We start from the raw sequence: 20107 nt of genomic DNA on the forward strand, positions 1-20107 counted from the left end.
AATCTTCGTCTTGGAGAACGCCATGAGCGCTAGCCAGGGGGCTGTTCGCCCCGAAGAAACGCTGCTGCTGGAACGCCCGCGCGAGGGCGTGGCGCTGCTGCGGCTGAACCGACCGGCCCAATTGAATGCGCTGGACATGAGCCTGCGCGAATCAATTGCGCGGCATTTCCGACAGCTGGAGGAGTGCACCGAGACACGGGTAATCGTGATGACCGGGAATGCCGAGGCCTTCGCTGCGGGCGCCGACCTCGGCGAATTAGTCGAGGCGTCGGTGATGCAGGTCTATCAACGTCACGTCGAGCGGCACTGGCAGGCGATCTCCGCCTGCCGCAAGCCGATCATCGCTGCCGTCAACGGCTATGCCCTGGGCGGTGGCTGCGAGCTGGCCATGCATTGCGACCTCATCGTCGCCGGTACCTCCGCCAGCTTCGCCCAGCCGGAAGTCCGCGTCGGCGTGATGCCCGGTGCCGGCGGGACTCAGCGTCTGTTGCGGGCGGTGGGCAAGTACCAGGCATTGCGCATGTTGCTGACCGGTTGCCGGATCAGCGCGGCGGAAGCCCTGGCCATGGGGCTGGTCAGCGAAGTGGTGGATGACGAACAGGTGCTGCCGCGCGCCCTTGAGTTGGCCGGGCTGATCGCCGGCATGCCGCCGCTGGCGCTGGCGCAGATCAAGGAGGTCGTACTCGCGGGCATGGACATGCCGCTGGAGCAAGCCCTGGTGCTGGAGCGCAAGGCGTTCCAGTTGCTGTTCGATTCCCGCGACCAGAAGGAAGGCATGCGCGCCTTCCTGGAGAAGCGCAAGCCGGAGTACCTGGGCCAATGAGCACATCGGACATTACCTGTATCGGCATCGTCGGTGCCGGCGCCATGGGGCGCGGAATCGCCCAGGTCATGGCTCAGGCCGGTCTTGCCACACGGCTGTTCGACCTGCGCCCCGGCGCCGCACAGCAGGCCAGGGAACAGGTGGAAAGCGACCTCGGCAACTTGGTGCGCAAGGGCAAGCTGAGTGCCGAGGCCATACAGCGCACGCTGCAGAATCTGCAGGTCGTGGACAGTCTGGCAGCACTGCGTGGCTGCCAGCTGATGGTCGAGGCCATCGTCGAGAACCTGGAGGCCAAGCAGGCGCTGTTCCGCCAGATGGAGGCACTGGCCACCGACGACACCCTCCTCGTCAGCAATACCTCCTCGCTATCGATCACTGCCATCGCCGCGGCCTGCCGCGAGCCAGGGCGCGTTGCCGGGCTGCACTTCTTCAATCCGGTACCGCGCATGCGCCTGGTGGAGGTGATCGATGGCTTGGCCACCCGCCTCGAGGTGGGGGAGCGCCTGCTGGCGCTGGTGACTGCCATCGGCCATCAGCCCGTGCGCGCAAAGGATACGCCCGGCTTCATCGTCAACCATGCAGGGCGTGCCTTCGGTACCGAGGCGTTGCGTGTCCTTGGTGAGGGGGTGGCGAGTGTCCAGGTGATCGACACGGTGCTGCGCGAGGGCGCCGGTTTCCGCATGGGGCCCTTCGAGTTGCTTGACCTGATCGGCCTGGACGTCAGCGTGCCGGTGATGGAGTCGGTGTACCGCCAGTGGTACGAGGAGCCGCGCTTCCGTCCGCACCCGCTGCTGCGCCAGATGCTGGCTGCCGGGCACCTGGGGCGCAAGAGCGGGGAGGGCTTCTATTGCTACCGCGAAGAGCAACCGCGGAGCGATTCGGCAGGTACGGCAACACCGGCCTGCGAGAACCCACCGCCGATATGGCTGGGTGCCGACGACGCGCAGGACCGGGCGCGCCTGCTGGCCCTGCTCGAGGGCCTCGGTGCGGACGTCGAGCAGGGCCAGCAGCCTTCCGCCGAAGCGCTGTGTCTGCTGGCGCCGCTGGGTGACGATGCCAGCAGCGCGGCGCAGCGTTTTGCCGTGGACCCGGCGCGAGTCGTGGCCGTGGACGTCATGGCTGACCTGGAGCGCCTGCGCTGCCTGATGCTCACGCCGGCCACTGACGACGCCACGCGTGATGCCGCGTGCGCACTGTTCTCTCGCGATGGCGGGCGGGTGGCGCTGATCCGCGACAGTGCCGGTTTCGTCGTCCAGCGCTGCCTGGCCTCGATCGTCAATCTCGCCTGCGACATCGCCCAGCAAGGCATTGCCGAACCCGCTGATATCGACCTGGCGGTACGTCTGGGCCTGGGGTATCCCCGTGGCCCGCTCGCCTGGGGCGACGAACTCGGTGCCGCGCGCCTGCTGCACATCCTCGAACGCCTGCACGCTCTCAGTGGTGACCCACGCTACCGGCCCAGCCCCTGGCTGCGTCGCCGTGCGCAGCTGGGCCTTTCCCTGTGCCAGGCAGAGCCCCAACTGCCGGTTTGACCTTCCTGACGAGACACACACCATGCTCGATGCCTATCTCTATGCTGGCCTGCGCAGCCCCTTCGGTCGCCACGCCGGTGCCCTGTCGCGGCTGCGTCCGGATGACCTGGCCGCTACGCTGCTGGCCCGCGTCATGCAAACCTCCGGCTTCTCCAGTGATGACCTGGAGGATGTCATTCTCGGCTGTACCAATCAGGCCGGCGAGGACAGCCGCAACCTGGCTCGCCACGCGGTGTTGGCGGCCGGCTTGCCCTGGCGGGTGCCCGGGCAGACGCTGAACCGCCTGTGCGCCAGCGGCCTTTCGGCCGTGATCGATGCCGCTCGGGCGATTACCTGCGGCGAAGGCGAGTTGTACCTGGCCGGCGGCGTGGAAAGCATGTCCCGCGCGCCTTTCGTCATGGGCAAGGCGGATAGCCCGTTCAGTCGCGCCGTGAACGTATTCGACAGCACCATCGGCGCGCGCTTCGCCAACCCTCGCATCGTCGAACGCTATGGTAACGACAGCATGCCGGAGACCGCCGACAACCTCGCCCGCGAGATGGGGATCGGGCGCGAGGCGACGGACCGTTTTGCCGCTGCTTCCCAGGCCCGCTACCAGGCCGCGCTGGAGGCGGGGTTCTTCGCCGGGGAAATCCTGCCCGTGGAGGTTCCGGGTAGGCGCAAGGGCGAGACCCTGACGGTGGCCCACGACGAGCACCCGCGGCCGCAGTCCGACCTGCCGGCGCTGGCCCGGCTGACGGCCTTGTTCCCCGGTGGTGTCGTCAGTGCCGGCAACGCCTCGGGCATCAACGATGGTGCGGCGGTTGTGCTGCTGGGCAATCGTGCCGTCGGCGAGCGTCATGGCATTCGCCCGCTGGCGCGCATCCTGTCTTCGGCCAGCGTCGGCGTGGAGCCGCGCATCATGGGCATCGGCACGCACCAGGCCATTCTTCGCGCCTTGCAGCGCGCCGGGCTGGGCCTGGAAGACATCGACCTGATCGAAATCAACGAGGCCTTCGCCGCCCAGGTGCTGGCCTGTCTGAAAGCGCTGGGCCTGGCCTTCGACGACCCACGCGTCAACCCCCATGGCGGCGCGATCGCCGTGGGTCATCCCCTCGGCGCCTCAGGTGCCCGGCTCGCGTTGACCGCCGCCAGAACCCTTCAGCAACGCAACCAGCGTTACGCGGTGGTCAGCCTCTGCGTGGGCGTCGGACAGGGCGTGGCCATGGTCCTGGAGCACTGTTGAAACCCTGAAAGGAAAGGGCGCAGCAGCGCCCCGCCAACTGCTTGGAGAACACATGAACAAGAACAACAACGGTACTGTTTTCCTTCTCGCCACCCTGACGGCCGGCTGCGGCCCGGCACTGGCCGACGGCTTCCTGGAAGACGGCAAAGCCAGCCTGGGCATGCGAAATTTCTACATGAACCGCGACTTCCGCGACGGCGCCGGGCGCTCGAAGAGCGAGGAGTGGGCTCAGGGGCTGCTTCTGGATTACCGCTCGGGCTACACCGCCGGAACCTGGGGCGTCGGGATCGACGTGCTGGGCAAGTTGGGTGTCAAGCTCGACTCCAGCCCCGAGCGCAGCGGTACCGGCTTGCTGCCCGTGCAGGACGACGGGCGTGCAGCAGATTCCTATGCGCGGCTCGACCCCACTGCCAAGCTGCGTCTGTCGCGCACGGAAATGAAGCTAGGAGCCCTCATACCCAAGTTGCCGACGGTTCAGCCCAACTACGGACGACTGTTCCCGCAGGTGTTTCAAGGGGGCTTGCTGACGTCGAGCGAGCTGAGCGGCCTGACCGTCAATCTGGGGCGCCTGGATGAAGTGAGCCAGCGTAATGAAGCCGGAACCAGCGACCTGGCGTTGTTCAACCGCAATCGCCGCTTCGCCGCGGCGGCGCGATCCGACCATTTCTACCTGGGGGGCGTCGACTACCGATTCGCCGCGGACTGGGTCGGCAGCTACCACTACGGCCAGCTGGAAGACGTCTACGACCAGCATTTCGTTGGCCTGAAAGGCCGTACTCCGATGAGGGCCGACAGCCTGGATGCCGATCTGCGACTCGCCGTCAGCCGCGATGCCGGCGCCGGGCGCGGCGGACGTATCGATAACCGCGCATTCAGTGGCCTGCTGACTTACCGGATGCACAATGGCAATGCCTTCGGAGTGGGCTATCAGCGGATGGACGGTGACAGCGGTTTCCCTTACCTGGACGGCACTGATCCGTATCTGGTCGACTTCGGTCAGTACGGGGATTTCGCCGAGGCGGGAGAATCGTCCTGGCAACTGCGCTATGACTATGATTTCGCGCCTCTTGGTCTGCCCGGCCTGAGTTTCATGGCACGCTATTTCAGCGGCCACGATGCCGAGCCCACTACTGGCGGCGGAAGCCGGGAATGGGAGCGCAATTGCGATATCAAATACGTGTTGCAGGGCGGGCCGTTGGAGGGGCTGGGGCTGACCTGGCGTAATGCGACCTATCGCTCCGAGTTCAGTCGCAATGTAGACGAGAACCGTGTGTACCTGAGCTACGAGCTGGCGTTGTTCTGAGCGCGGGAGGCAAGCGCGTCGGCTTGCCTCCCGGACCGGCAGGCCGCGCTTGCGACTGTGCACGGTGACTTTGCTCAGGCGCCAATGGCCTTGGCCAGGGCGCTCGCTTATAGTCGCGCCCCCAGCGAAGCCCCCAGGCCATCCAGGCCTGGGATTGGCAGCGCAACAACCAAGGCGCGAGGAGCACGCCAGTCATGAAAACAGAACAGGGCATCCTGCGGCTTTCGATCATCGTAACCTTGCTGCTGGCCGGTTTCGGGATTATCGTCGGCCTGCTTTCGGGATCCTTTTCCATCGTCTTCGATGGTGTCTACTCGCTGGCGGACGCCAGCATGAGCGGCCTGGCACTGATGGTGGCGACGCTGATCCGCCGCCATACCACCGAGGGCGACGCCAGCCGGCGCCTGGCCGAGCGCTTCAACATGGGCTTCTGGCACCTGGAGCCGATGGTGCTTGCGCTCAACGGCACGCTGTTATCCGGCGTCACGCTGTACGCGCTGATCAACGCCATCGGCCGTCTGCTCAGCGGCGGCCATGCGCTGGAGTTCGGCTTCGCCATCCTCTATGCGGCAGTCGCCACGCTGGTCTGCTTCGCCCTGGCGGCGGTGCAGTTCCGCGCCAACCGGCGTATCGGGTCGGACTTCGTCGCCCTCGACGCCAAGTCCTGGGTGATGTCCGGAAGCATTTCCCTGGCCTTGTTGATCGCGTTCCTGGTCGGTGACCTGGCCACCGTGAGCGGCTACGCGCACATTGGCCCCTATGTCGACCCGGCGGTGCTGGCGCTGATCTGCCTGGTGATCCTGCCGATTCCGTTCCTGACCATTCGCCAGGCGTTCAAGGACATCCTTCTGGTCACTCCGCCGGAGCTCAAGGAGCACGTCGACGAGGTGGCCGCGGCCACTGTCTCCCAGCACGGCTTCGTGGCCTACCAGGCCTATGTCGCCAAGGTCGGGCGCGCGCAGCAGATCGAGCTGTACTTCATCGTCCCGCCGAACTGGCCGGCGCAGACCCTGGCCGAATGGGACAGATTGCGCGACGAGATCGGCGAGGCCATCGGTGGCGAAGGTCCGAACCGCTGGCTGACCATTGCCTTCACCACCGATCCGCTCTGGACGCGGTAGACACCTCAGGGGCAGCTCCCGCGACACTTGCCCAGCGTTCGCGTGACAGCTCGTAGCAGAGCCCTGACGCTGGTGTACCTGAGAGGTTTAGTTCTGCCTGGTACGCCAGCGTCGCGCCCAGTTTTGCCGTGCCTTTCTGCGAGCGGATATTGCTCGGCGCGATGTGGAACCATACGCGCTCGAAATACCGGAAGGCGTGGTCGAGCATCAGCGTCTTCAGCTCACGGTTGGTCGCGCCGCCCCAGTAGCGGTGGTTGATGAAGGTGAAGCCGATGCCGATATCGGTCGGCTGGTCCGGCACCGGGTAGTAGCGCGAGCAGCCGATGGTCTCGCCGCTGTGTCGGTCGAGGATCAGCAGACAGCCACCGGCCTGCGCCAGGAAGCGGAAGTACGGCTCGAAGACGTCACGGCGATGGCGCTCGGTGGCCGGGTGGCCGGCCCAGGTTTCCGGTGAGTTGGCAGCAGCGTAGAGCGCCTCGAAATCATCGGCACGCAGCGGGCGCAGTTGCAGGGTGTCGCCGAGCAGGGTCGGCTGGTCATCGAAGGTGGTCATGCCGGGCTCCAGGGTGGCTGGAGCCCAGCTTACGGAGAGAGTGGTCTGTCGCCGAGTGCCAATCGCAGACACCTCGACGGTGCCAATCGGTCCTCAGTCGGTGCAGATACCGAGGATTGCCCTTGCCGCCGCGTCGGTGCCGCGCGAGGCCTGCATCTGTTCACGCACGGCGCTCAGGCGTTTTGCCATCGCCCGGTCGGCGAGCAGTTCGCCGAGGGCGGCGGGCAGCGCCGCCAGCGGATTCTCGAAGCGCGGCAGGTAGCGCGCGACGCCCACTTCCTCGGCGCGCCGGGCATTGTCATGGCCGTCCCAGCAGTAGGGGATGATCACCGACGGCAGGCCGAAATACAGCGCCTCGCAGAAGCTGTTGTTGCCGCCATGGTGGATGAACAGCTGGCACTCGCGCAGCACCGCCGGCTGTGGGTACCAGCTGTCGAGGTAGACGTTGTCGGGCACCGTGTCGTAGTGCTCGCGGTAGGCGCCGACGTTGATCAGGAAGCGGTAGGGCAGTTGCGCCACGGCGTCAATCAGCTTGCGCATCATCGCCACGTCCGCGGCGCCGAGGCTGCCGAAGCTCACGTAGATCAGCGGCGCGTCGTCATGCCGTGGGAACTGCGGCGGGATGTAGGGCGCCTCGCTGCGCACGCAGCCATCAAGGTACAGGTAGCGCTCGGTGGGTAGCGGCTTCTTGCGTTCGTAGCGCACCGGCGTCGGCGACAGCAGCAGGTTGAGCCAGGGCGAATCCTCGAGGAACTGGCCGGCGGGCAGAGCGGGGTGGCCACACTCTGCGAGGAAGCGGGCAAAGCGTTCGTGTGCCGGCTTCGTCGCTCGCAGGTAGTGTTCGCGGTAGCGCTCGCAGGCCTGCGCATCGCGGCTGCTGGCGCCGGACAGGTAGGGCGGCACGGCGGCGTCCGGCAGCTCGGTCTCCGCGCAGGAGACCATGCGCACCCAGGGGCAGCCGGCGGCGGCGATGGCCGGGAAACTGACCACGTTGTCCAGCACGATGGCGTCGGGCTTGAGCCGGGCGAGCAACTGCTGCAGCGGCTTTTCCGATTCGATGGCGGTGTCGATGATGGCTTCCCAGGCCGGCGCCACATAGCTGTCGATCTGCGCCAGGGGAGGTTCGTCGAAGTAGGGCACGTTGCGCTCGATGAAACGCTCCCAGTAGTGCTGGTGGTCGGCGGCGGAGAGCGGCGAGTCCAGCTGCAGCGGGTACTCGGCGAAACCGTACTCGGCGAAGATGCCCTGGAAGTGTGCATGGCAGATGAACACCGGGCGCGCGCCGAGTTCGCGCAGGGCCTGGGCGATGCCGATGCAGTTCAGCGCGGCGCCGAAGCTGGCCTCGGGGAAGAAGGCGATGGTTCTTGTTCTTTGCGTCATGGGCACATCCGGGTGTTGCTCACGGGCACTGCGTGAAACTGATACTGCATTTTTTCGTTAAAAAAAACACCGTGAGAGGAAAATAATCAGCGACGACCCACGGCGAACGACTGCGGAATCCCGCGGTTGGCGGTCTGCGGGCGCTGCGCGAAGGACAGTCGCAGGTGCAGGCGCATCAGGTCGGCGGCGACTTCCAGCTGGCCGCGCTCGATCTGCTCGATGATCCGCAGATGCTCGCGCAGGGCTTCCTGCAGGCGGTGCACACTGACCATCGGCAGCAGGTTGGGCAGGCGGCGCAGGCGTTGGTGCTGCAGCAGGGCGTCGCCGATGAAGCGGTTGCCGCAGCCCTGGGCGATCAGCTCGTGGAAGCCGATGTCCAGCTCACGGAACTGCGCCACGTCGAAGCGTTCGATGGGTGCGCCGAGCAGGTCCTCCATGGCGCCGCGCAGCAGGGCGAGGCGCGCGAGGTCGGGGTCGAAGCCGGGGGCGAGCAGGGCTTCGGGCTCCAGGACCAAGCGGTAGCGCAGGCTGTCTTCCAGTGCCGCGAGGTTGTTCAGCAGTGGACGGAACGACCAGCTTTGCCCGGCGCCGCGCTCCAGAACCTGGTCCTCGCTCAGCTGCGCCAGCACCTTCTGCGCAGCGGCGCGGCCGATGTCGTAGCGGCGCATCAACTCGCTGGCGCTGAGGCTGTTGCCCAACCGCCCGGCCATCCGGTCGCGTAGCACCGAAGCGGCCAGCGCTTCTTCCTCGGCCTGCGGCAGGGCGGGGCCGAGCACCTGGGCGGACGGGTCGGCGGTGAGGCGATAGCCCTTGCCCGGTTCGTGGGCCACCAGTTGCTGCTCCAGCAGCAGGTCCAGCCCTGCGCGGATCAGCGTGCGTGACACGCCGAAGGTGCGCGCCAGCTGTTGTTCCGAGAGTGCGTCGCCTTCGCCCAGCCCGCTGTCCTGGGCGTGCTCGATGACGCGCCGGGCGAGTTCCAGATGATTGGTGCGCGGTTTTTTCTCAGTGACGTTGCTCAAGCCGATGCTCTCCAGCGGGCCCGTGGCACGGGGCGAGCCCCTTATGCCACAGCGTGGGTGGTCCAACAAGAATGCAAGAAATGGTTGACTTCGCCAGTGGTTCGGTTTTTATTTTGAAAAAAAGACATGTAGTACGCTTTTCGTTCCGCTGCCGTCGACACAACAACAACCAATCGTCAGGTGCGCAAGATGAAGCTGAAGACCATGCTCTACGCAGGGGCAACCCTCGCGCTCACGCTGTCCGCCACCACGGCCAGCGCCAAGGATCTGGTGATCTCCATCTGGGACGGCTACATGGCCCCGGACAATCTGGAGAAGTTCCAGAAAGCCACCGGGCTCGAAGCCGACAAATCCCTCCACGCCACCAACGAAGAGATCATGGGCAAGCTCATGGCCTCCGGCGGCGAAGGCTATGACGTGGTATTCGTGTCCTCGCCCTTCGCCGAGATCCTGCACAAGCAGGGCCTGCTCGCCGAGATCGATCCGGCCAAGGTGCCGAACCTGAAGAATCTCTACCCCGAGGCGCAGAAGCTCGAGTACGACGTCGGCAACCATTTCTCCGTGCCTTACACCTGGGGCACCACCGGCATCTGCTACCGCTCGGACAAGGTCAGCCCGGCGCCCTCGAGCTGGAGCGACCTGCTCAAGCCCTCCGACGCCCTCAAGGGCAAGACCACCATGCTCGCCACCGACCGGTGGCTGCTCGGTGCCGGCTTCCTCGCCAACGGCTGGTCGGTGAACGACGGCAACCCGGACCAGATCAACGCGGTACGCGACCAACTGATTGCCACCAAGAAGCGCCTGCTGTCCTTCGACGACACCACCTTTTACTCCAAGCTGGCTTCGGGTGAGGCGCTGATGGCCCACGCCTGGGACGGCTGGTGCAACTACGGCACCCAGGCCAACGAGTCGATCAAGTTCGTCGTGCCCAAAGAAGGCTCTGACCTCTGGGTGGACACCATGGTCGTGCTGAAGAACTCGAAGAACCCCGACGCCGCCTACCGCTTCATCAACTTCATGCTGGAACCGGCGAACCACGCCTGGGTCGCGGAGAACATCCTCTACAAGGTGCCCAACCAGGCGGCGATGGCGACCCTCAAGCCGGACCTGCTGGCCAAGTACCCGAACCTCACCACCACGCCGGCCGAGCTGGTCAAGCAGCAGCAGTTGCGTGATGTGGGGGGCTCGACGCAGAAGGCCTACACCCGCGCCGTAACCGAAATCATGGCGGCACAGTAGGGCCGGCTGCGCGTCGGCGATGCTGCGTTGAGAACAAGCGCGGGCTTGCTCATTTAGCGGCCTGAACTCCGCGCCCACGCTTGTTCTCGCCTTGCCTCGCTCTAGCTCGCTCGCCCCACAAGTTCACTGCATTTAATCACCCTGAAGCACCCCGCCTGAGCGGGGTTGGGGGAACTACGCATGACCGCTTTGTCCGCCGACCGAAAACTGTCGGCCTGGCTGCTCGCGCCCGGTCTGGGCTGGCTGGCTCTGTTCCTGCTGCTGCCGTGCCTGCTGGTGCTGGTCTACAGCTTCCTCGAGCGCGGTGCCTATGGCGGCATCGACTACGTATTCACCTGGGAAAACTACCGCCGCGCGGTGGACCCGCTGTACCTCGACATCCTCCTGCGCTCGGCGAAGATCGCCGGCCTTGCCACGCTGTTCGCGGTGCTCATCGGCTACCCGGCGGCCTACGCCATCACCCGCACCACGCCGCGCCGTCAGGCGGTGTACCTGTTCCTGGTGATGCTGCCGTTCTGGAGCAACTACCTGATCCGCACCTACGCCTGGATCGTGCTGCTCAACCGCGAGGGCCTGCTCAACCGCCTGTTCAGCCTGCTCGGTTACAGCGGTGAGCCGATCAGCCTGCTCTACACCGACGCCACCGTGGTGCTGGGGCTGGTCTACAACTACATCCCCTTCGTCATCCTCGCCATCTACAGCTCGCTGTCGCGTATCGACAACGAACTCTGGGAAGCTTCGCGGGACCTCGGCGCCTCCGGCTGGACCACCTTCCGCCGGGTGATCCTGCCGCTGTCGGTGCCGGGCGTCGCCGCCGGCGCGGTGTTCGTCTTCGTACTCTCCATCGGCAACTTCATTACCGCCGACCTCTTGGGCGGCAAGCAGGTGCAGATGGTCGGCAACCTGATCTACGCGCAGTTCCTCACCGCACGCGACTGGCCGTTTGGTGCGGCGCTGAGCTTCTTCCTGATCGGCATCATGCTGCTCCTGCTGTTCATCCAGGCCCTGGTTTCGCGCCGGGCCCAGGGCGCGGAGGGCGAACGCCATGCGTAACTCGTCCGGTATCGCCCTCGGTACGCACCTGTGGCTGGTGTACGCCTTCCTCTATGTGCCGATCCTGGTGCTGATCCTGCTGTCGTTCAACGCCAGCGGCCTGCCCACCGCCTGGGGTGGCGCCTCGCTGAAGTGGTACGCCAAGCTGCTGGCCAATGCCTCGATCCAGCATGCGGCGCTGAACACCCTGATCGTCGCGCTGACCTCGACCTTCATTGCCTGCGTGCTCGGCACGCTGCTCGCTCTCGGTGTGGAGATGCGCGCCCGCAACAACCCTGGCAAGAAAGGAGCGAACCTCGCCGACACCCTGCTGATGGCGCCGATGATCATCCCCGACATCGTCCTGGCCATCGCGCTGCTGAGCTTCTTCAACCTGCTGAAGATGAGCCTGGGCCTGCACTCGATCATCCTCAGCCACGTGGTATTCAACATCGCCTTCGTCTGCGCGGTGGTGCGCACGCGGCTCAAGCACTTCGACTACTCGATCCTCGAAGCCTCCATCGACCTGGGCGCCGGCTGGTTCACCACCGCGCGCCGCGTGCTGCTGCCGGCGATCTTCCCCGGCGTGATGGCCGGCGGCCTGCTGGCATTCACCCTGTCGGTGGACGAATTCATCATCGCCTTCTTCAACTCCGGCTCCGGCAGCGCCTCCACCACGCTGCCGATGCAGATCTACTCGATGATCCGCTTCGGCGTGACCCCGGAAATCAACGCCCTCGCCACCCTGGTGATGCTGGTCAGCTTCACCGCGCTGTTCGCTTCCCAACGTCTGAACAAGGTGCCCAAAGCCCATGACTAAGTCATCCGACCTGCTCGTGCTGGAGCAGGTGAGCAAATCCTACGGCGAGGGCCTGACGGCGGTGGACCAGGTGTCCCTGGCGATCCGCGAAAACGAGTTCTTCGCGCTGCTGGGCCCCTCCGGCTGCGGCAAGACCACCCTGATGCGCATGATCGCCGGCTTCGAGACGCCATCCTCCGGCGCCATCTATCTCAATGGCCAGGACATCTCGCCGCTGCCGCCGAACAAGCGCCCGCTGAACCTGATGTTCCAGTCCTATGCGCTGTTCCCCAACATGACCGTGCGCGGCAACATCGCCTACGGCCTGGAAATGGAGAAGCGGCCGGCCACCGAGATCCGCCAGCGCGTCGATGCAGTGCTGGACACCGCGCAGCTCGGCCCGCTCGCCAACCGTCGGCCGGATCAGCTTTCCGGCGGCCAGCGCCAGCGCGTCGCCCTGGCCCGTGCTCTGGTCAAGCGCCCGCGCGTGCTGCTGCTGGACGAACCGCTTGGCGCGCTGGACAAGAAACTGCGCGAGAAGATGCAGCTGGAACTCAAGCGCCTGCAGCACGAGAGCGGCATCACCTTCATCATGGTCACCCACGACCAGGAGGAAGCCCTGGTCATGTCCGACCGCATGGCCGTGCTGCGCGACGGCAAGGTCTGCCAGTGCGGCAGCCCCAGCGAGCTGTACGAGAACCCAGGTAGCCGCTTCGTCGCCGACTTCATTGGTGTCAGCAACCTGATCGAAGGCCGCCGCGTGGGCACCAACCGCCTGCAGGCCGGCGACCAGGTGCTGAACATCGAGACCACTGCCGAGTCCAGCCCGGAGAGCGTGACCCTTGCGCTGCGCCCAGAACGCCTTCGCGTGCTCACCGACGCCACACCGGCCACCGACAACCAGATCCACGGCGAGGTGGCCGAAGTGGCCTACCACGGCCTGGACACCAACCTGCATGTGAACACGGCGCTGTCGAGCAAGCCGCTGATCGTCCGCGTGCCGTCCTCGGACTACGACTTCCTGCGCCTTGCCGCCGGCATGCCGGTGCGCCTGGGCTGGGATGCGCGGCATGGCCGCGTGCTGACTCACTGACTGCCATCCAATCGACTGACAAGAACAAACGGGAGAGCAACCCATGAGTGAACGCAAGGTCATCGCATTCTTCCCCGAAGCCGCCTACGGCCCGGCCCTCAATTCCGTCGGCATCGCCCAGGCCTGCGAGGCGCTGGGGCACAAGGCGGTATTCCTCACCGACCCGGGGATGACCGGGGTGTACTCCGCCTATGGCTTCGAGGAGCACTACGTGAACATGTCCGAGCCGATGCCGGCCGAGGAGATGGCGCGCTACTGGACCGACTTCATCAACGGACACATCCCCAACTTCCGCAAGGCGCCGATCGACCAGCTCGACAACTACGTGAAGGAGTGCTGGGAGGCCATCGTTTCCACCTCCAAATGGGCGCAGAAGGAGCTGCCGGCGATCCTCGACCGGATCAAGCCCGACCTGATCTGCGTGGACAACGTGATCCTCTTCCCGGCCATCAAGCACTATGGCAAACCCTGGGTGCGGATCATCTCCTGTTCGGAAAACGAAGTGCACGACCCGGACATCCCGCCGTACCTGTCGGGCATGAGCGTGGACGACAAGGACGGCCACGCGCGCTTCCAGAAGCGCTTCGAGGAAGTGATCGCGCCGATCCACGCCGACTTCAACGACTTCCTCGCCGCGTGTGGCGAGCGTCCGTACCCGCTGGGCACCTTCTTCGAAGAGTCGCCCTACATGAACCTGCTGCTCTACCCGGACCCGGTGAAGTTCAAACGCCGCCACCCGCTGCCGGCGCGGCAGTTCCACTACCTGCAAGGCTGCGTGCGTACCGACAAGCCCTACGAGATCCCGCAGTTCAAGGCGCACAACGACAAGCCGTTGCTGTACGTGAGCTTCGGCAGCCTGGGTTCGGGCGATGTCGATCTGCTCAAGCGCCTGGTCACCGCCATGGGCAAGCTGCCGTACCGCGCGCTGTTCAACGTCGGCGAGCACGTCGAGAAGTACGACGACCTGCCGGACAACGTGATTGTCTCCAACTGGTACCCGCAGCCCTCGGTGATCGCCCAGGTCGACGGGGTGATCCATCATGGCGGCAACAACAGCTTCACCGAGTGCCTGTTCTTCGGCAAGCCGGCCATCGTCATGCCCTACGTCTGGGATGGCCACGACAACGCCATGCGCGCCCAGGAGAGCGGCCACGGCCTGCGCATGGACCGCTATGACTGGAGCGAGGAAGACCTGGCGCGCAACATCGCCCAACTGCTGGGCGACGACCTGATGCAGGAGCGCCTGGCCCGCACCAGCGACTACATGCGCTCGCGCAAGGGCCCGGAAGATGCCGCGCGCATCCTCGACCAGCTCATGCAGGGCAAGGCGGTGAACCATGCCTGAGTTCAAGGCCGCTTCCTTTAATGGAACAAGCACCGCCCCGCACATCCGCGGCGCCCGCGACTATGACGACCTGGTGGATTGGGGCGTGCAGTCCGATGCGCTGGAAGGGGTATCGCATTCCAGCGGCCGCCTGCTGTTCAAGGGGCCGAACAACAGCCCCGAGACCGGCCTGTGGGTCTGTACACCCGGCCGCTGGCGGCTGTCGATTCCCCGCGACGAGCTCTGCCACTTCGTCGCCGGCCGCGCCACCTATCGCTCCGACGAGGGCGAGGTGATCGAGGTCGAGCCCGACACCCTGGTGCTGTTCCCGGCCGGCTGGAGCGGCGAGTGCACCGTGCATTCCACCCTTCGCAATCTCTACATGCTGGCGTGATCCGCCAGCGGCTTTCTCTTCAGGAGTGAACGATGAAGACCCCCGTTATCTACCGCCCGCTGCAGGTCACCGAACTCAAGGATTGGGGCGTGATCCCGACCATGCTGGAGGGCGAGTCCCATGTCAGCGGCGTGGTCCTGCACAAGGGGCCCGAAGGCCAGTCCGAGTGCGGCATCTGGCACTGCACGCCGGGCAAGTGGTTCTGCCACGTGACCAGCGACGAGTTCTGCCACTTCCTCGAAGGCCGCTGCACCTATGTGCACGAGTCCGGCGAGGTGATCGAGATCGAGCCGGACACTGCGGCCTTCTTCCCCAAGGACTGGAAGGGCGTGTGCACCGTGCACGAGACCATCAAAAAGGTCTACATGATCCGGTGATGCCATGAACCTGCCTTGCGAAACCACCCGTGCGGCCGCCCGCGAAACCTTCCTCGCCGGCAGTGGCCTGAGCGGCGCTGCCATTACCGCGCTGCCGGCGGACGCCTCGATGCGCCGCTACTTCCGTCTCGACGGCAAGGGACTGCTGCTGATGGATTCGCCGCCGGGCGCCGAGCCGCTGGCGCCGTACCTGCGGGTGGCACAACTGCTGCGCGAAGGCGGCTTGTCGGCGCCCGATGTACTGGCTGCCGACCGAGAACTGGGCCTGGCGCTGATCGAGGATTTCGGCGACGCCACCTACACCCGGTTGCTGGCTGCCGGCCACAACGAGACGGGGCTGTACCGTCTCGCGGTGGATGCCCTGGTGCGCCTGCACCGCGCCGGCCCGCAAGCGGCCGAAGGCGTGCCGGCCTACGACGGGCAGAAGCTGGCGGACGAGGCGGTGCTGTTCATCGACTGGTACGCGCCGTTGCTGGTGGGCGAGCAGGCCGCCGCGCAGCTTCGCGAGCGCTATCTGGTGGAGTTCGCTGCGCTCTGGCGCGATGTGTCGCTGCGCCGGGAAGTGCTGGTACTGCGCGACTACCACGTCGACAACCTGATGCTGCTGGAGGGCAGGGAAGGCGTGGCGGCGTGCGGGCTGCTGGATTTCCAGGATGCGTTGTTCGGCGCGCCGGCCTACGACCTGATGTCCCTGCTCGAAGATGCGCGCCGCGACATTCCTGAAACCCTGCGCGTGACCCTGCTCACCCATTACCTCAGCCAGCGCCCGGAAGTGGACGGCCGGCGCTTCATGGCCGATTTCCAGGTGCTCGCCGCGCAGCGCCACGCCAAGGTGCTGGGCATCTTCGTGCGCCTGGCCAAACGCGACGGCAAGCACGGCTACCTGAAACACCTGCCACGCGTGTTGCGACTGTTCCAGCGTGCGCTCGACAGCGAACAGCTGCACCCCCTGGCGGCGCTGCTCGACACCCATTTGCCGAACTGGCGCCAGCCGCTGGAGAGCGACGTGATCGCCCAGCGCCTGGCTGCACCCGAATCCCTGCGGAGCATTCCATGACCGACTTTCACGTTGATCTGCCCCTGCGTTTCATCGGCCCGCATTACCAGGGCGTAGCGACGCAGCGCCTGCGCGACATCATCAACCCGGCCGACCTCACGCAGGTCGGGCGCATCGCTCTGTGCGACGCAGCAGACGTGGACGCTGCCATCGACGCGGCCAACGCGGCCCAGCGCGCGTGGAAGCGGGTGGATGCGAAATCCCGCGCAGCGATCCTGCATCAACTGGCCAACACCATCGAAACCGACCAGGCCACCCAGCGCGAAGTCGCGCGGCTGATGACCCTGGAAATGGGCAAGCCATTCCCCGAGGCCATGGGCGAGCTGGCCAACTGCGCGCCGATCTTCCGCTACTACGCCGAGATGGCCCGTGACGAGGCCGGCAAGGTCGCCGGCACCACGCAGCTCGGCTCGTTCCAGCATGTGCGCTACGAGCCTTATGGCGTCAGCGTGCACATCATGCCCTTCAACTTCCCCATCCTGCTGATGTGCTGGACCCTGGCCGCTTCGCTGGCGGCGGGCAATGCCTGCATCGTCAAGCCGGCGGAAAGCACCACGCTGTGCACGCTGAAATTCATGCAGCACTTCACGGTGCTGCCGGCGGGGATGGTCAGCTGCGTGCCGGGTGATGCCAGCACCGCGCAACGCCTGGTGCAGTCCGAGCGCACCCACGCCGTGGCTTTTACCGGCAGCGTGGCTGCCGGCAAGGCCGTGGCGGTGGCCTGCGCCGAGCGGATGAAGCCGGCAGTGATCGAGGCCGGCGGCAGCGACCCGATGATCATCTCCCGCCACGCGCCGTTGGACGTCGCGGCGGCCGGCGCGGTGACCGCGGCCTTCCACCTGAGCGGGCAGATCTGCACCTCGGCCGAGCGCTTCTACGTGGTCGACGAAGTCCACGACGCGTTCGTCGCGCGCTTCGCCGAACGCACCCGCGCGCTGCGTATCGGCCATGGGCTGGAGCGTTCCGAGATCGGCCCGATGGTCAGCGAGGCCGCGCGCGCCAAGGTCATCCGCCTGGTGGACGACGCTATCGCCAAGGGCGCCACGCTGGTCTGCGGTGGGCGCATCCCGGAGCAGTTCCCGGTGGGCTGGTACTACGAGCCGACGATTCTCACCGACGTCACCCCGGCCATGGCGATCTTCCACGAGGAATGCTTCGGCCCGGTGGCGGCGATCTGCAAGGTGAAGGATTTCGACGAGGCGGTACGGCTGGCCAATGACTCGCCCTTTGGCCTCGGCGCCTCGCTGTTCTCGACCGACCTGGCCGAAGCGATGGAGGCGGCGGATCGCCTGGAGGCAGGGATGGTCTGGGTGAACAACCCGCTGATCGACAACGATGCGCTGCCGTTCGGCGGCTGGAAGATGTCAGGCATGGGTCGCGAGCTGGGCCGGCAGGGCCTGGATGCGTTCCGTCGCTCGAAGATGGTGATCATCGACCACCAGCCGCAGATCCACTCCTGGTGGTACCCCTACAGCGATGAGGTGTTCTACCAGGGCTGATCTGATCCTCAATGAGATCAGGCCGGGGCGCGGCCGAGCCTTTCCAGCAGCCGCGCCTTCACCTCCGGCCACTCGCTGTCGATGATGCTGAAGCGCACCGAGTTGCGCTTGCGCCCGTCGGGCATGATGCGCTCGTGGCGGACGATGCCTTCCTGCACTGCACCGAGGCGCAGGATGGCGGCGCGGGATTTTTCGTTGAGTTCGTCGGTGGTGAACTGCACGCGCACGCAGTCCATTTGCTCGAAGGCGTAGCGGAGCAGGAGGAGCTTGGCCTCTGTGTTTATCGGCGTGCGCTGGGCCGACAGGGCGAGCCAGGTGTGGCCGATCTCCAGCTTGCGGTTGGCGCGGTCGACCTTCCAGAAGCGCGTGCTGCCGACGATCCTGCCCGTGCGGCGATCGAGGATGGCGAAGGGCAGGACGCTACCTTCCTCCAGTCCCTTCTCGGCCTTGGCGATATAGCCCGCGACGGTATCCGGGCCGGGCACCACCGTGACCTTGAGGTTCCATAGTTCGCCATCGGCGGCTGCTTCGAGCAGCGCCTGCGCATGTTCCGCGCGCAAGGGCAGGAGTTCGACGTGGTTACCGATCAGGTGGGGGCAGGTGAGGGCGGGCATGCTGACAGGCTCTGGATGGGCGCCCTCACAGCCTACCGGATACCGACGCTTTTCTGTAGGCGCGGCAGGTCAGCGTGTGCCGGCGAGAGTGGGTCGCATCGCTCTGGATGTCGCGGGCATGGTCCGCTCCCGCGCGTCCAGAGCGCCCGTGGCACCCTGCAGGAGCGGGCCATGTCCGCGAACAACGCCCGCAAGGGGCTACTCGCCGCACGCTCACGCATGCCTGATCTGCAGGTCCTTGATCACGCACACCGACGCATCGCTCGCCAGCGTCGTGTCAGTGAAGTCGATCTGGTTGTAGACCCCGCCGTGGAAGTCAAACACCCGGGCTGCCCAACTGGCGTCCAGCATCATGGGAGTGATGGTGGAGTTGCGCCCATTGCAGCTGGCCTGCACCGTCAGCGTCAGCGCCGAGGTGGCCAGGATCAGGATGTCGAAGTCAGTGTTCAGTGGCACGTTGTCCAGCACGGTGCTGTTGACCGGATCGGTCTGGTTGAAATTCTGACGGAAGCCCATGGTCAGCTTGCCTTTTTGCCAGAAAACCTTGAGCAGCGGGCTGTCGTCGTCCTTCACATGCATCTGCGCAATCACCACTTTCTGCGCCGAGTTCACCTGGGTGACTCTCATCAGTTGATGGTTCACGTGCTCGGTGGCGCTGCTCAGGGCCCAGTAGATAGGTTCTTTCCACTCACAACGGGTGCGGTGGACGCTCTTGCTCGCCACGCCCTTGGTTGGCGCGGTGAGTTGCAGGCTGCCGTCCGGCAAGCGCGTGACCAGGTTCGCATACTGCGCCAGCGCCTGCGGGCCGGGTATCTCGATGGAGACGGTGTCGGTCGGGGTCTTGCCCACGGGCAGGGCGATGTTGAGGTTGTCGATGTTGACGGTCATATCGGGCACTCCTGCTGCTGTCGGGGTGCTGGGTTTGACTGGGTGGGGTTCCCCGGCCGACGAAATTTCGGCTGGGCGGTCATTGGCCCAATTGGCTTTTCGCAGAGGGAAGCCGTCGCTATCCCGTGAAGCGATAGCCCTTGCCACGGATCGTGACGATCAGCGGTCGCAGCGGGTTTGTCTCCAGCTTGGCGCGCAGGTGGGCGATGCGTACGTCCACCGAGCGGTCCATGCCGTCCCAGGCGATGCCGCGCAGCGCCAGGAGCAGGTCGTCGCGGCTGAGGGTCTGGCCGGCGTGGCTGACCAGTTGCCAGAGCAGGTCGAACTCGGCGCCGGTGAGGTCGATTCGCTCGCCATCGCGGTGCACTTCGCGCTGCCGGGCATCGAGTGCCAGGCCGGAGCGCTCCAGCCGATCAGCCGACTCGGCGGCGAGTCGTGGCCTGCGCAGCAGGGTCCGCACGCGGGCCAGCAGCAGGCTCGGGCGCACCGGCTTGCAGACGTAGTCGTCGGCGCCGTTTTCCAGGCCGTCGATCTGTTCGGTGTCTTCCGAGCGCGCGCTGAGCATGAGGATCGCGCCCTGATACCGCGGGCGGAGGCGCCGGCAGATGGACAGGCCGTCCTCGCCGGGGAGCATGCGATCGAGGATCAACAGGTCCGGGCGTTCGTCCAGTACCCGGTCGGCGGCGCGCGCGCCATCGGCCTCGATGCCGGCGCGGAGTCCGTGGTGCTCGAGGAAATCGCGGGTGAGGGCGGCGAGGCGCAGGTCGTCCTCGACGATGAGAATGCGGGCTGTGGTCATGAGTGCGAGAAGAAGAGGGCGCGTGGCAGCTTGTGG

The 20107-nt window shown here is 65.9% G+C and carries 20 protein-coding genes; 14 read left to right on the forward strand and 6 right to left on the reverse strand.

Translation table 11 applies throughout. The features are described 5' to 3' along the window. Nucleotides 1–22 precede the first annotated feature (22 nt). From AC1ZV1_RS13800 to AC1ZV1_RS13820, 5 genes are all read left to right on the forward strand, one after another. The gene (locus AC1ZV1_RS13800; RefSeq protein ID WP_484297231.1) at nucleotides 23–823 is read left to right on the forward strand and encodes an enoyl-CoA hydratase; all 801 of its coding nucleotides are present in this window, start codon (nucleotides 23–25) and stop codon (nucleotides 821–823) included. Then, nucleotides 820–2355: a 3-hydroxyacyl-CoA dehydrogenase gene (locus tag AC1ZV1_RS13805; RefSeq protein WP_484297232.1), complete on the forward strand. Its 1536-nt coding sequence runs from the start codon at nucleotides 820–822 to the stop codon at nucleotides 2353–2355. Before AC1ZV1_RS13800 ends, AC1ZV1_RS13805 begins: the two co-directional genes overlap by 4 nt. Before the next feature lie 22 nt (nucleotides 2356–2377). After that, complete coding sequence (locus tag AC1ZV1_RS13810; protein ID WP_484297233.1) at nucleotides 2378–3580, forward strand: 3-oxoadipyl-CoA thiolase; 1203 nt, start codon at nucleotides 2378–2380, stop codon at nucleotides 3578–3580. Nucleotides 3581–3632: 52 nt separating this feature from the next. Next, the gene (locus AC1ZV1_RS13815; RefSeq protein WP_484297234.1) at nucleotides 3633–4883 is read left to right on the forward strand and encodes an OprD family porin; all 1251 of its coding nucleotides are present in this window, start codon (nucleotides 3633–3635) and stop codon (nucleotides 4881–4883) included. Between the two features lie 194 nt (nucleotides 4884–5077). Then, the gene (locus tag AC1ZV1_RS13820) at nucleotides 5078–6004 is read left to right on the forward strand and encodes a cation diffusion facilitator family transporter (protein ID WP_484297235.1); all 927 of its coding nucleotides are present in this window, start codon (nucleotides 5078–5080) and stop codon (nucleotides 6002–6004) included. Here the strand turns inward: AC1ZV1_RS13820 and AC1ZV1_RS13825 are convergent. The 3 genes from AC1ZV1_RS13825 to AC1ZV1_RS13835 all read right to left on the reverse strand — a co-directional run bounded on the left by AC1ZV1_RS13825 (nucleotide 5976) and on the right by AC1ZV1_RS13835 (nucleotide 8956). Beyond that, a complete protein-coding gene (locus AC1ZV1_RS13825) occupies nucleotides 5976–6557 on the reverse strand; it encodes a GNAT family N-acetyltransferase (RefSeq protein WP_484297236.1) in 582 nt (193 codons plus the stop codon). The two genes, AC1ZV1_RS13820 and AC1ZV1_RS13825, sit on opposite strands and share 29 nt — an antisense overlap. A 93-nt stretch (nucleotides 6558–6650) precedes the next feature. Then, a complete protein-coding gene (locus AC1ZV1_RS13830; RefSeq protein ID WP_484297237.1) occupies nucleotides 6651–7937 on the reverse strand; it encodes a glycosyltransferase in 1287 nt (428 codons plus the stop codon). Between the two features lie 86 nt (nucleotides 7938–8023). Beyond that, nucleotides 8024–8956: a GntR family transcriptional regulator gene (locus tag AC1ZV1_RS13835; RefSeq protein WP_484297238.1), complete on the reverse strand. Its 933-nt coding sequence runs from the start codon at nucleotides 8954–8956 to the stop codon at nucleotides 8024–8026. A 189-nt stretch (nucleotides 8957–9145) separates the two neighbouring features. Between AC1ZV1_RS13835 and AC1ZV1_RS13840 the strand changes: the two genes are divergently transcribed. The 9 genes from AC1ZV1_RS13840 (at nucleotide 9146) to AC1ZV1_RS13880 (ending at nucleotide 17770) form a co-directional block, all read left to right on the forward strand. Continuing rightward, nucleotides 9146–10195, forward strand: a complete 1050-nt coding sequence (locus AC1ZV1_RS13840) for a polyamine ABC transporter substrate-binding protein (protein WP_484297239.1) — start codon at nucleotides 9146–9148, stop codon at nucleotides 10193–10195. Between the two features lie 180 nt (nucleotides 10196–10375). Beyond that, on the forward strand, nucleotides 10376–11248 hold the full coding sequence (locus AC1ZV1_RS13845) for an ABC transporter permease (protein ID WP_484297240.1): 873 nt from the start codon (nucleotides 10376–10378) through the stop codon (nucleotides 11246–11248). Beyond that, complete coding sequence (locus tag AC1ZV1_RS13850) at nucleotides 11241–12047, forward strand: ABC transporter permease (protein ID WP_484297241.1); 807 nt, start codon at nucleotides 11241–11243, stop codon at nucleotides 12045–12047. Before AC1ZV1_RS13845 ends, AC1ZV1_RS13850 begins: the two co-directional genes overlap by 8 nt. After that, the gene (locus tag AC1ZV1_RS13855) at nucleotides 12040–13119 is read left to right on the forward strand and encodes an ABC transporter ATP-binding protein (protein WP_484297242.1); all 1080 of its coding nucleotides are present in this window, start codon (nucleotides 12040–12042) and stop codon (nucleotides 13117–13119) included. The genes AC1ZV1_RS13850 and AC1ZV1_RS13855 overlap by 8 nt, the downstream gene beginning before the upstream one ends. Nucleotides 13120–13162: 43 nt before the next feature. After that, a complete protein-coding gene (locus AC1ZV1_RS13860) occupies nucleotides 13163–14464 on the forward strand; it encodes a nucleotide disphospho-sugar-binding domain-containing protein (protein WP_484297243.1) in 1302 nt (433 codons plus the stop codon). Further along, nucleotides 14457–14837, forward strand: a complete 381-nt coding sequence (locus tag AC1ZV1_RS13865; protein WP_484297244.1) for a cupin domain-containing protein — start codon at nucleotides 14457–14459, stop codon at nucleotides 14835–14837. Before AC1ZV1_RS13860 ends, AC1ZV1_RS13865 begins: the two co-directional genes overlap by 8 nt. Before the next feature lie 32 nt (nucleotides 14838–14869). Continuing rightward, nucleotides 14870–15214: a cupin domain-containing protein gene (locus AC1ZV1_RS13870; protein ID WP_081518261.1), complete on the forward strand. Its 345-nt coding sequence runs from the start codon at nucleotides 14870–14872 to the stop codon at nucleotides 15212–15214. Nucleotides 15215–15218: 4 nt separating this feature from the next. Beyond that, nucleotides 15219–16271: an aminoglycoside phosphotransferase family protein gene (locus AC1ZV1_RS13875; RefSeq protein ID WP_484297245.1), complete on the forward strand. Its 1053-nt coding sequence runs from the start codon at nucleotides 15219–15221 to the stop codon at nucleotides 16269–16271. Further along, nucleotides 16268–17770 (forward strand): aldehyde dehydrogenase family protein, encoded by a 1503-nt coding sequence (locus AC1ZV1_RS13880; RefSeq protein WP_484297246.1) that lies wholly within the window; start codon nucleotides 16268–16270, stop codon nucleotides 17768–17770. The genes AC1ZV1_RS13875 and AC1ZV1_RS13880 overlap by 4 nt, the downstream gene beginning before the upstream one ends. A gap of 17 nt (nucleotides 17771–17787) precedes the next feature. Here AC1ZV1_RS13880 and AC1ZV1_RS13885 read toward each other — a convergent pair whose 3' ends face one another. The 3 genes from AC1ZV1_RS13885 to AC1ZV1_RS13895 form a co-directional block, all read right to left on the reverse strand. Next, nucleotides 17788–18384 (reverse strand): GNAT family N-acetyltransferase, encoded by a 597-nt coding sequence (locus AC1ZV1_RS13885; RefSeq protein ID WP_484297247.1) that lies wholly within the window; start codon nucleotides 18382–18384, stop codon nucleotides 17788–17790. A gap of 213 nt (nucleotides 18385–18597) precedes the next feature. After that, nucleotides 18598–19272 carry a polysaccharide lyase family 7 protein gene (locus tag AC1ZV1_RS13890; RefSeq protein WP_484297248.1) on the reverse strand — a complete coding sequence of 225 codons (675 nt, stop codon included), beginning with the start codon at nucleotides 19270–19272 and terminating at the stop codon, nucleotides 18598–18600. 118 nt (nucleotides 19273–19390) lie between these two features. Next, a complete protein-coding gene (locus AC1ZV1_RS13895; RefSeq protein WP_484297249.1) occupies nucleotides 19391–20071 on the reverse strand; it encodes a response regulator in 681 nt (226 codons plus the stop codon). Nucleotides 20072–20107 lie beyond the last annotated feature (36 nt).

Source organism: Pseudomonas sp. BB438, assembly GCF_057180225.1.

What these genes read in the sequence shown, in the direction of transcription:
- AC1ZV1_RS13850 (WP_484297241.1), top strand. Translation starts at nt 11,241, where the DNA reads ATGCGTAACTCGTCCGGTATCGCCCTCGGTACGCACCTGTGGCTGGTG.
- AC1ZV1_RS13890 (WP_484297248.1), bottom strand. Translation starts at nt 19,272, where the DNA reads ATGACCGTCAACATCGACAACCTCAACATCGCCCTGCCCGTGGGCAAG.
- AC1ZV1_RS13830 (WP_484297237.1), bottom strand. Translation starts at nt 7,937, where the DNA reads ATGACGCAAAGAACAAGAACCATCGCCTTCTTCCCCGAGGCCAGCTTC.
- AC1ZV1_RS13875 (WP_484297245.1), top strand. Translation starts at nt 15,219, where the DNA reads ATGAACCTGCCTTGCGAAACCACCCGTGCGGCCGCCCGCGAAACCTTC.
- AC1ZV1_RS13820 (WP_484297235.1), top strand. Translation starts at nt 5,078, where the DNA reads ATGAAAACAGAACAGGGCATCCTGCGGCTTTCGATCATCGTAACCTTG.
- AC1ZV1_RS13895 (WP_484297249.1), bottom strand. Translation starts at nt 20,071, where the DNA reads ATGACCACAGCCCGCATTCTCATCGTCGAGGACGACCTGCGCCTCGCC.
- AC1ZV1_RS13805 (WP_484297232.1), top strand. Translation starts at nt 820, where the DNA reads ATGAGCACATCGGACATTACCTGTATCGGCATCGTCGGTGCCGGCGCC.
- AC1ZV1_RS13845 (WP_484297240.1), top strand. Translation starts at nt 10,376, where the DNA reads ATGACCGCTTTGTCCGCCGACCGAAAACTGTCGGCCTGGCTGCTCGCG.
- AC1ZV1_RS13870 (WP_081518261.1), top strand. Translation starts at nt 14,870, where the DNA reads ATGAAGACCCCCGTTATCTACCGCCCGCTGCAGGTCACCGAACTCAAG.
- AC1ZV1_RS13855 (WP_484297242.1), top strand. Translation starts at nt 12,040, where the DNA reads ATGACTAAGTCATCCGACCTGCTCGTGCTGGAGCAGGTGAGCAAATCC.
- AC1ZV1_RS13825 (WP_484297236.1), bottom strand. Translation starts at nt 6,557, where the DNA reads ATGACCACCTTCGATGACCAGCCGACCCTGCTCGGCGACACCCTGCAA.
- AC1ZV1_RS13865 (WP_484297244.1), top strand. Translation starts at nt 14,457, where the DNA reads ATGCCTGAGTTCAAGGCCGCTTCCTTTAATGGAACAAGCACCGCCCCG.
- AC1ZV1_RS13885 (WP_484297247.1), bottom strand. Translation starts at nt 18,384, where the DNA reads ATGCCCGCCCTCACCTGCCCCCACCTGATCGGTAACCACGTCGAACTC.
- AC1ZV1_RS13810 (WP_484297233.1), top strand. Translation starts at nt 2,378, where the DNA reads ATGCTCGATGCCTATCTCTATGCTGGCCTGCGCAGCCCCTTCGGTCGC.
- AC1ZV1_RS13815 (WP_484297234.1), top strand. Translation starts at nt 3,633, where the DNA reads ATGAACAAGAACAACAACGGTACTGTTTTCCTTCTCGCCACCCTGACG.
- AC1ZV1_RS13800 (WP_484297231.1), top strand. Translation starts at nt 23, where the DNA reads ATGAGCGCTAGCCAGGGGGCTGTTCGCCCCGAAGAAACGCTGCTGCTG.
- AC1ZV1_RS13840 (WP_484297239.1), top strand. Translation starts at nt 9,146, where the DNA reads ATGAAGCTGAAGACCATGCTCTACGCAGGGGCAACCCTCGCGCTCACG.
- AC1ZV1_RS13880 (WP_484297246.1), top strand. Translation starts at nt 16,268, where the DNA reads ATGACCGACTTTCACGTTGATCTGCCCCTGCGTTTCATCGGCCCGCAT.
- AC1ZV1_RS13860 (WP_484297243.1), top strand. Translation starts at nt 13,163, where the DNA reads ATGAGTGAACGCAAGGTCATCGCATTCTTCCCCGAAGCCGCCTACGGC.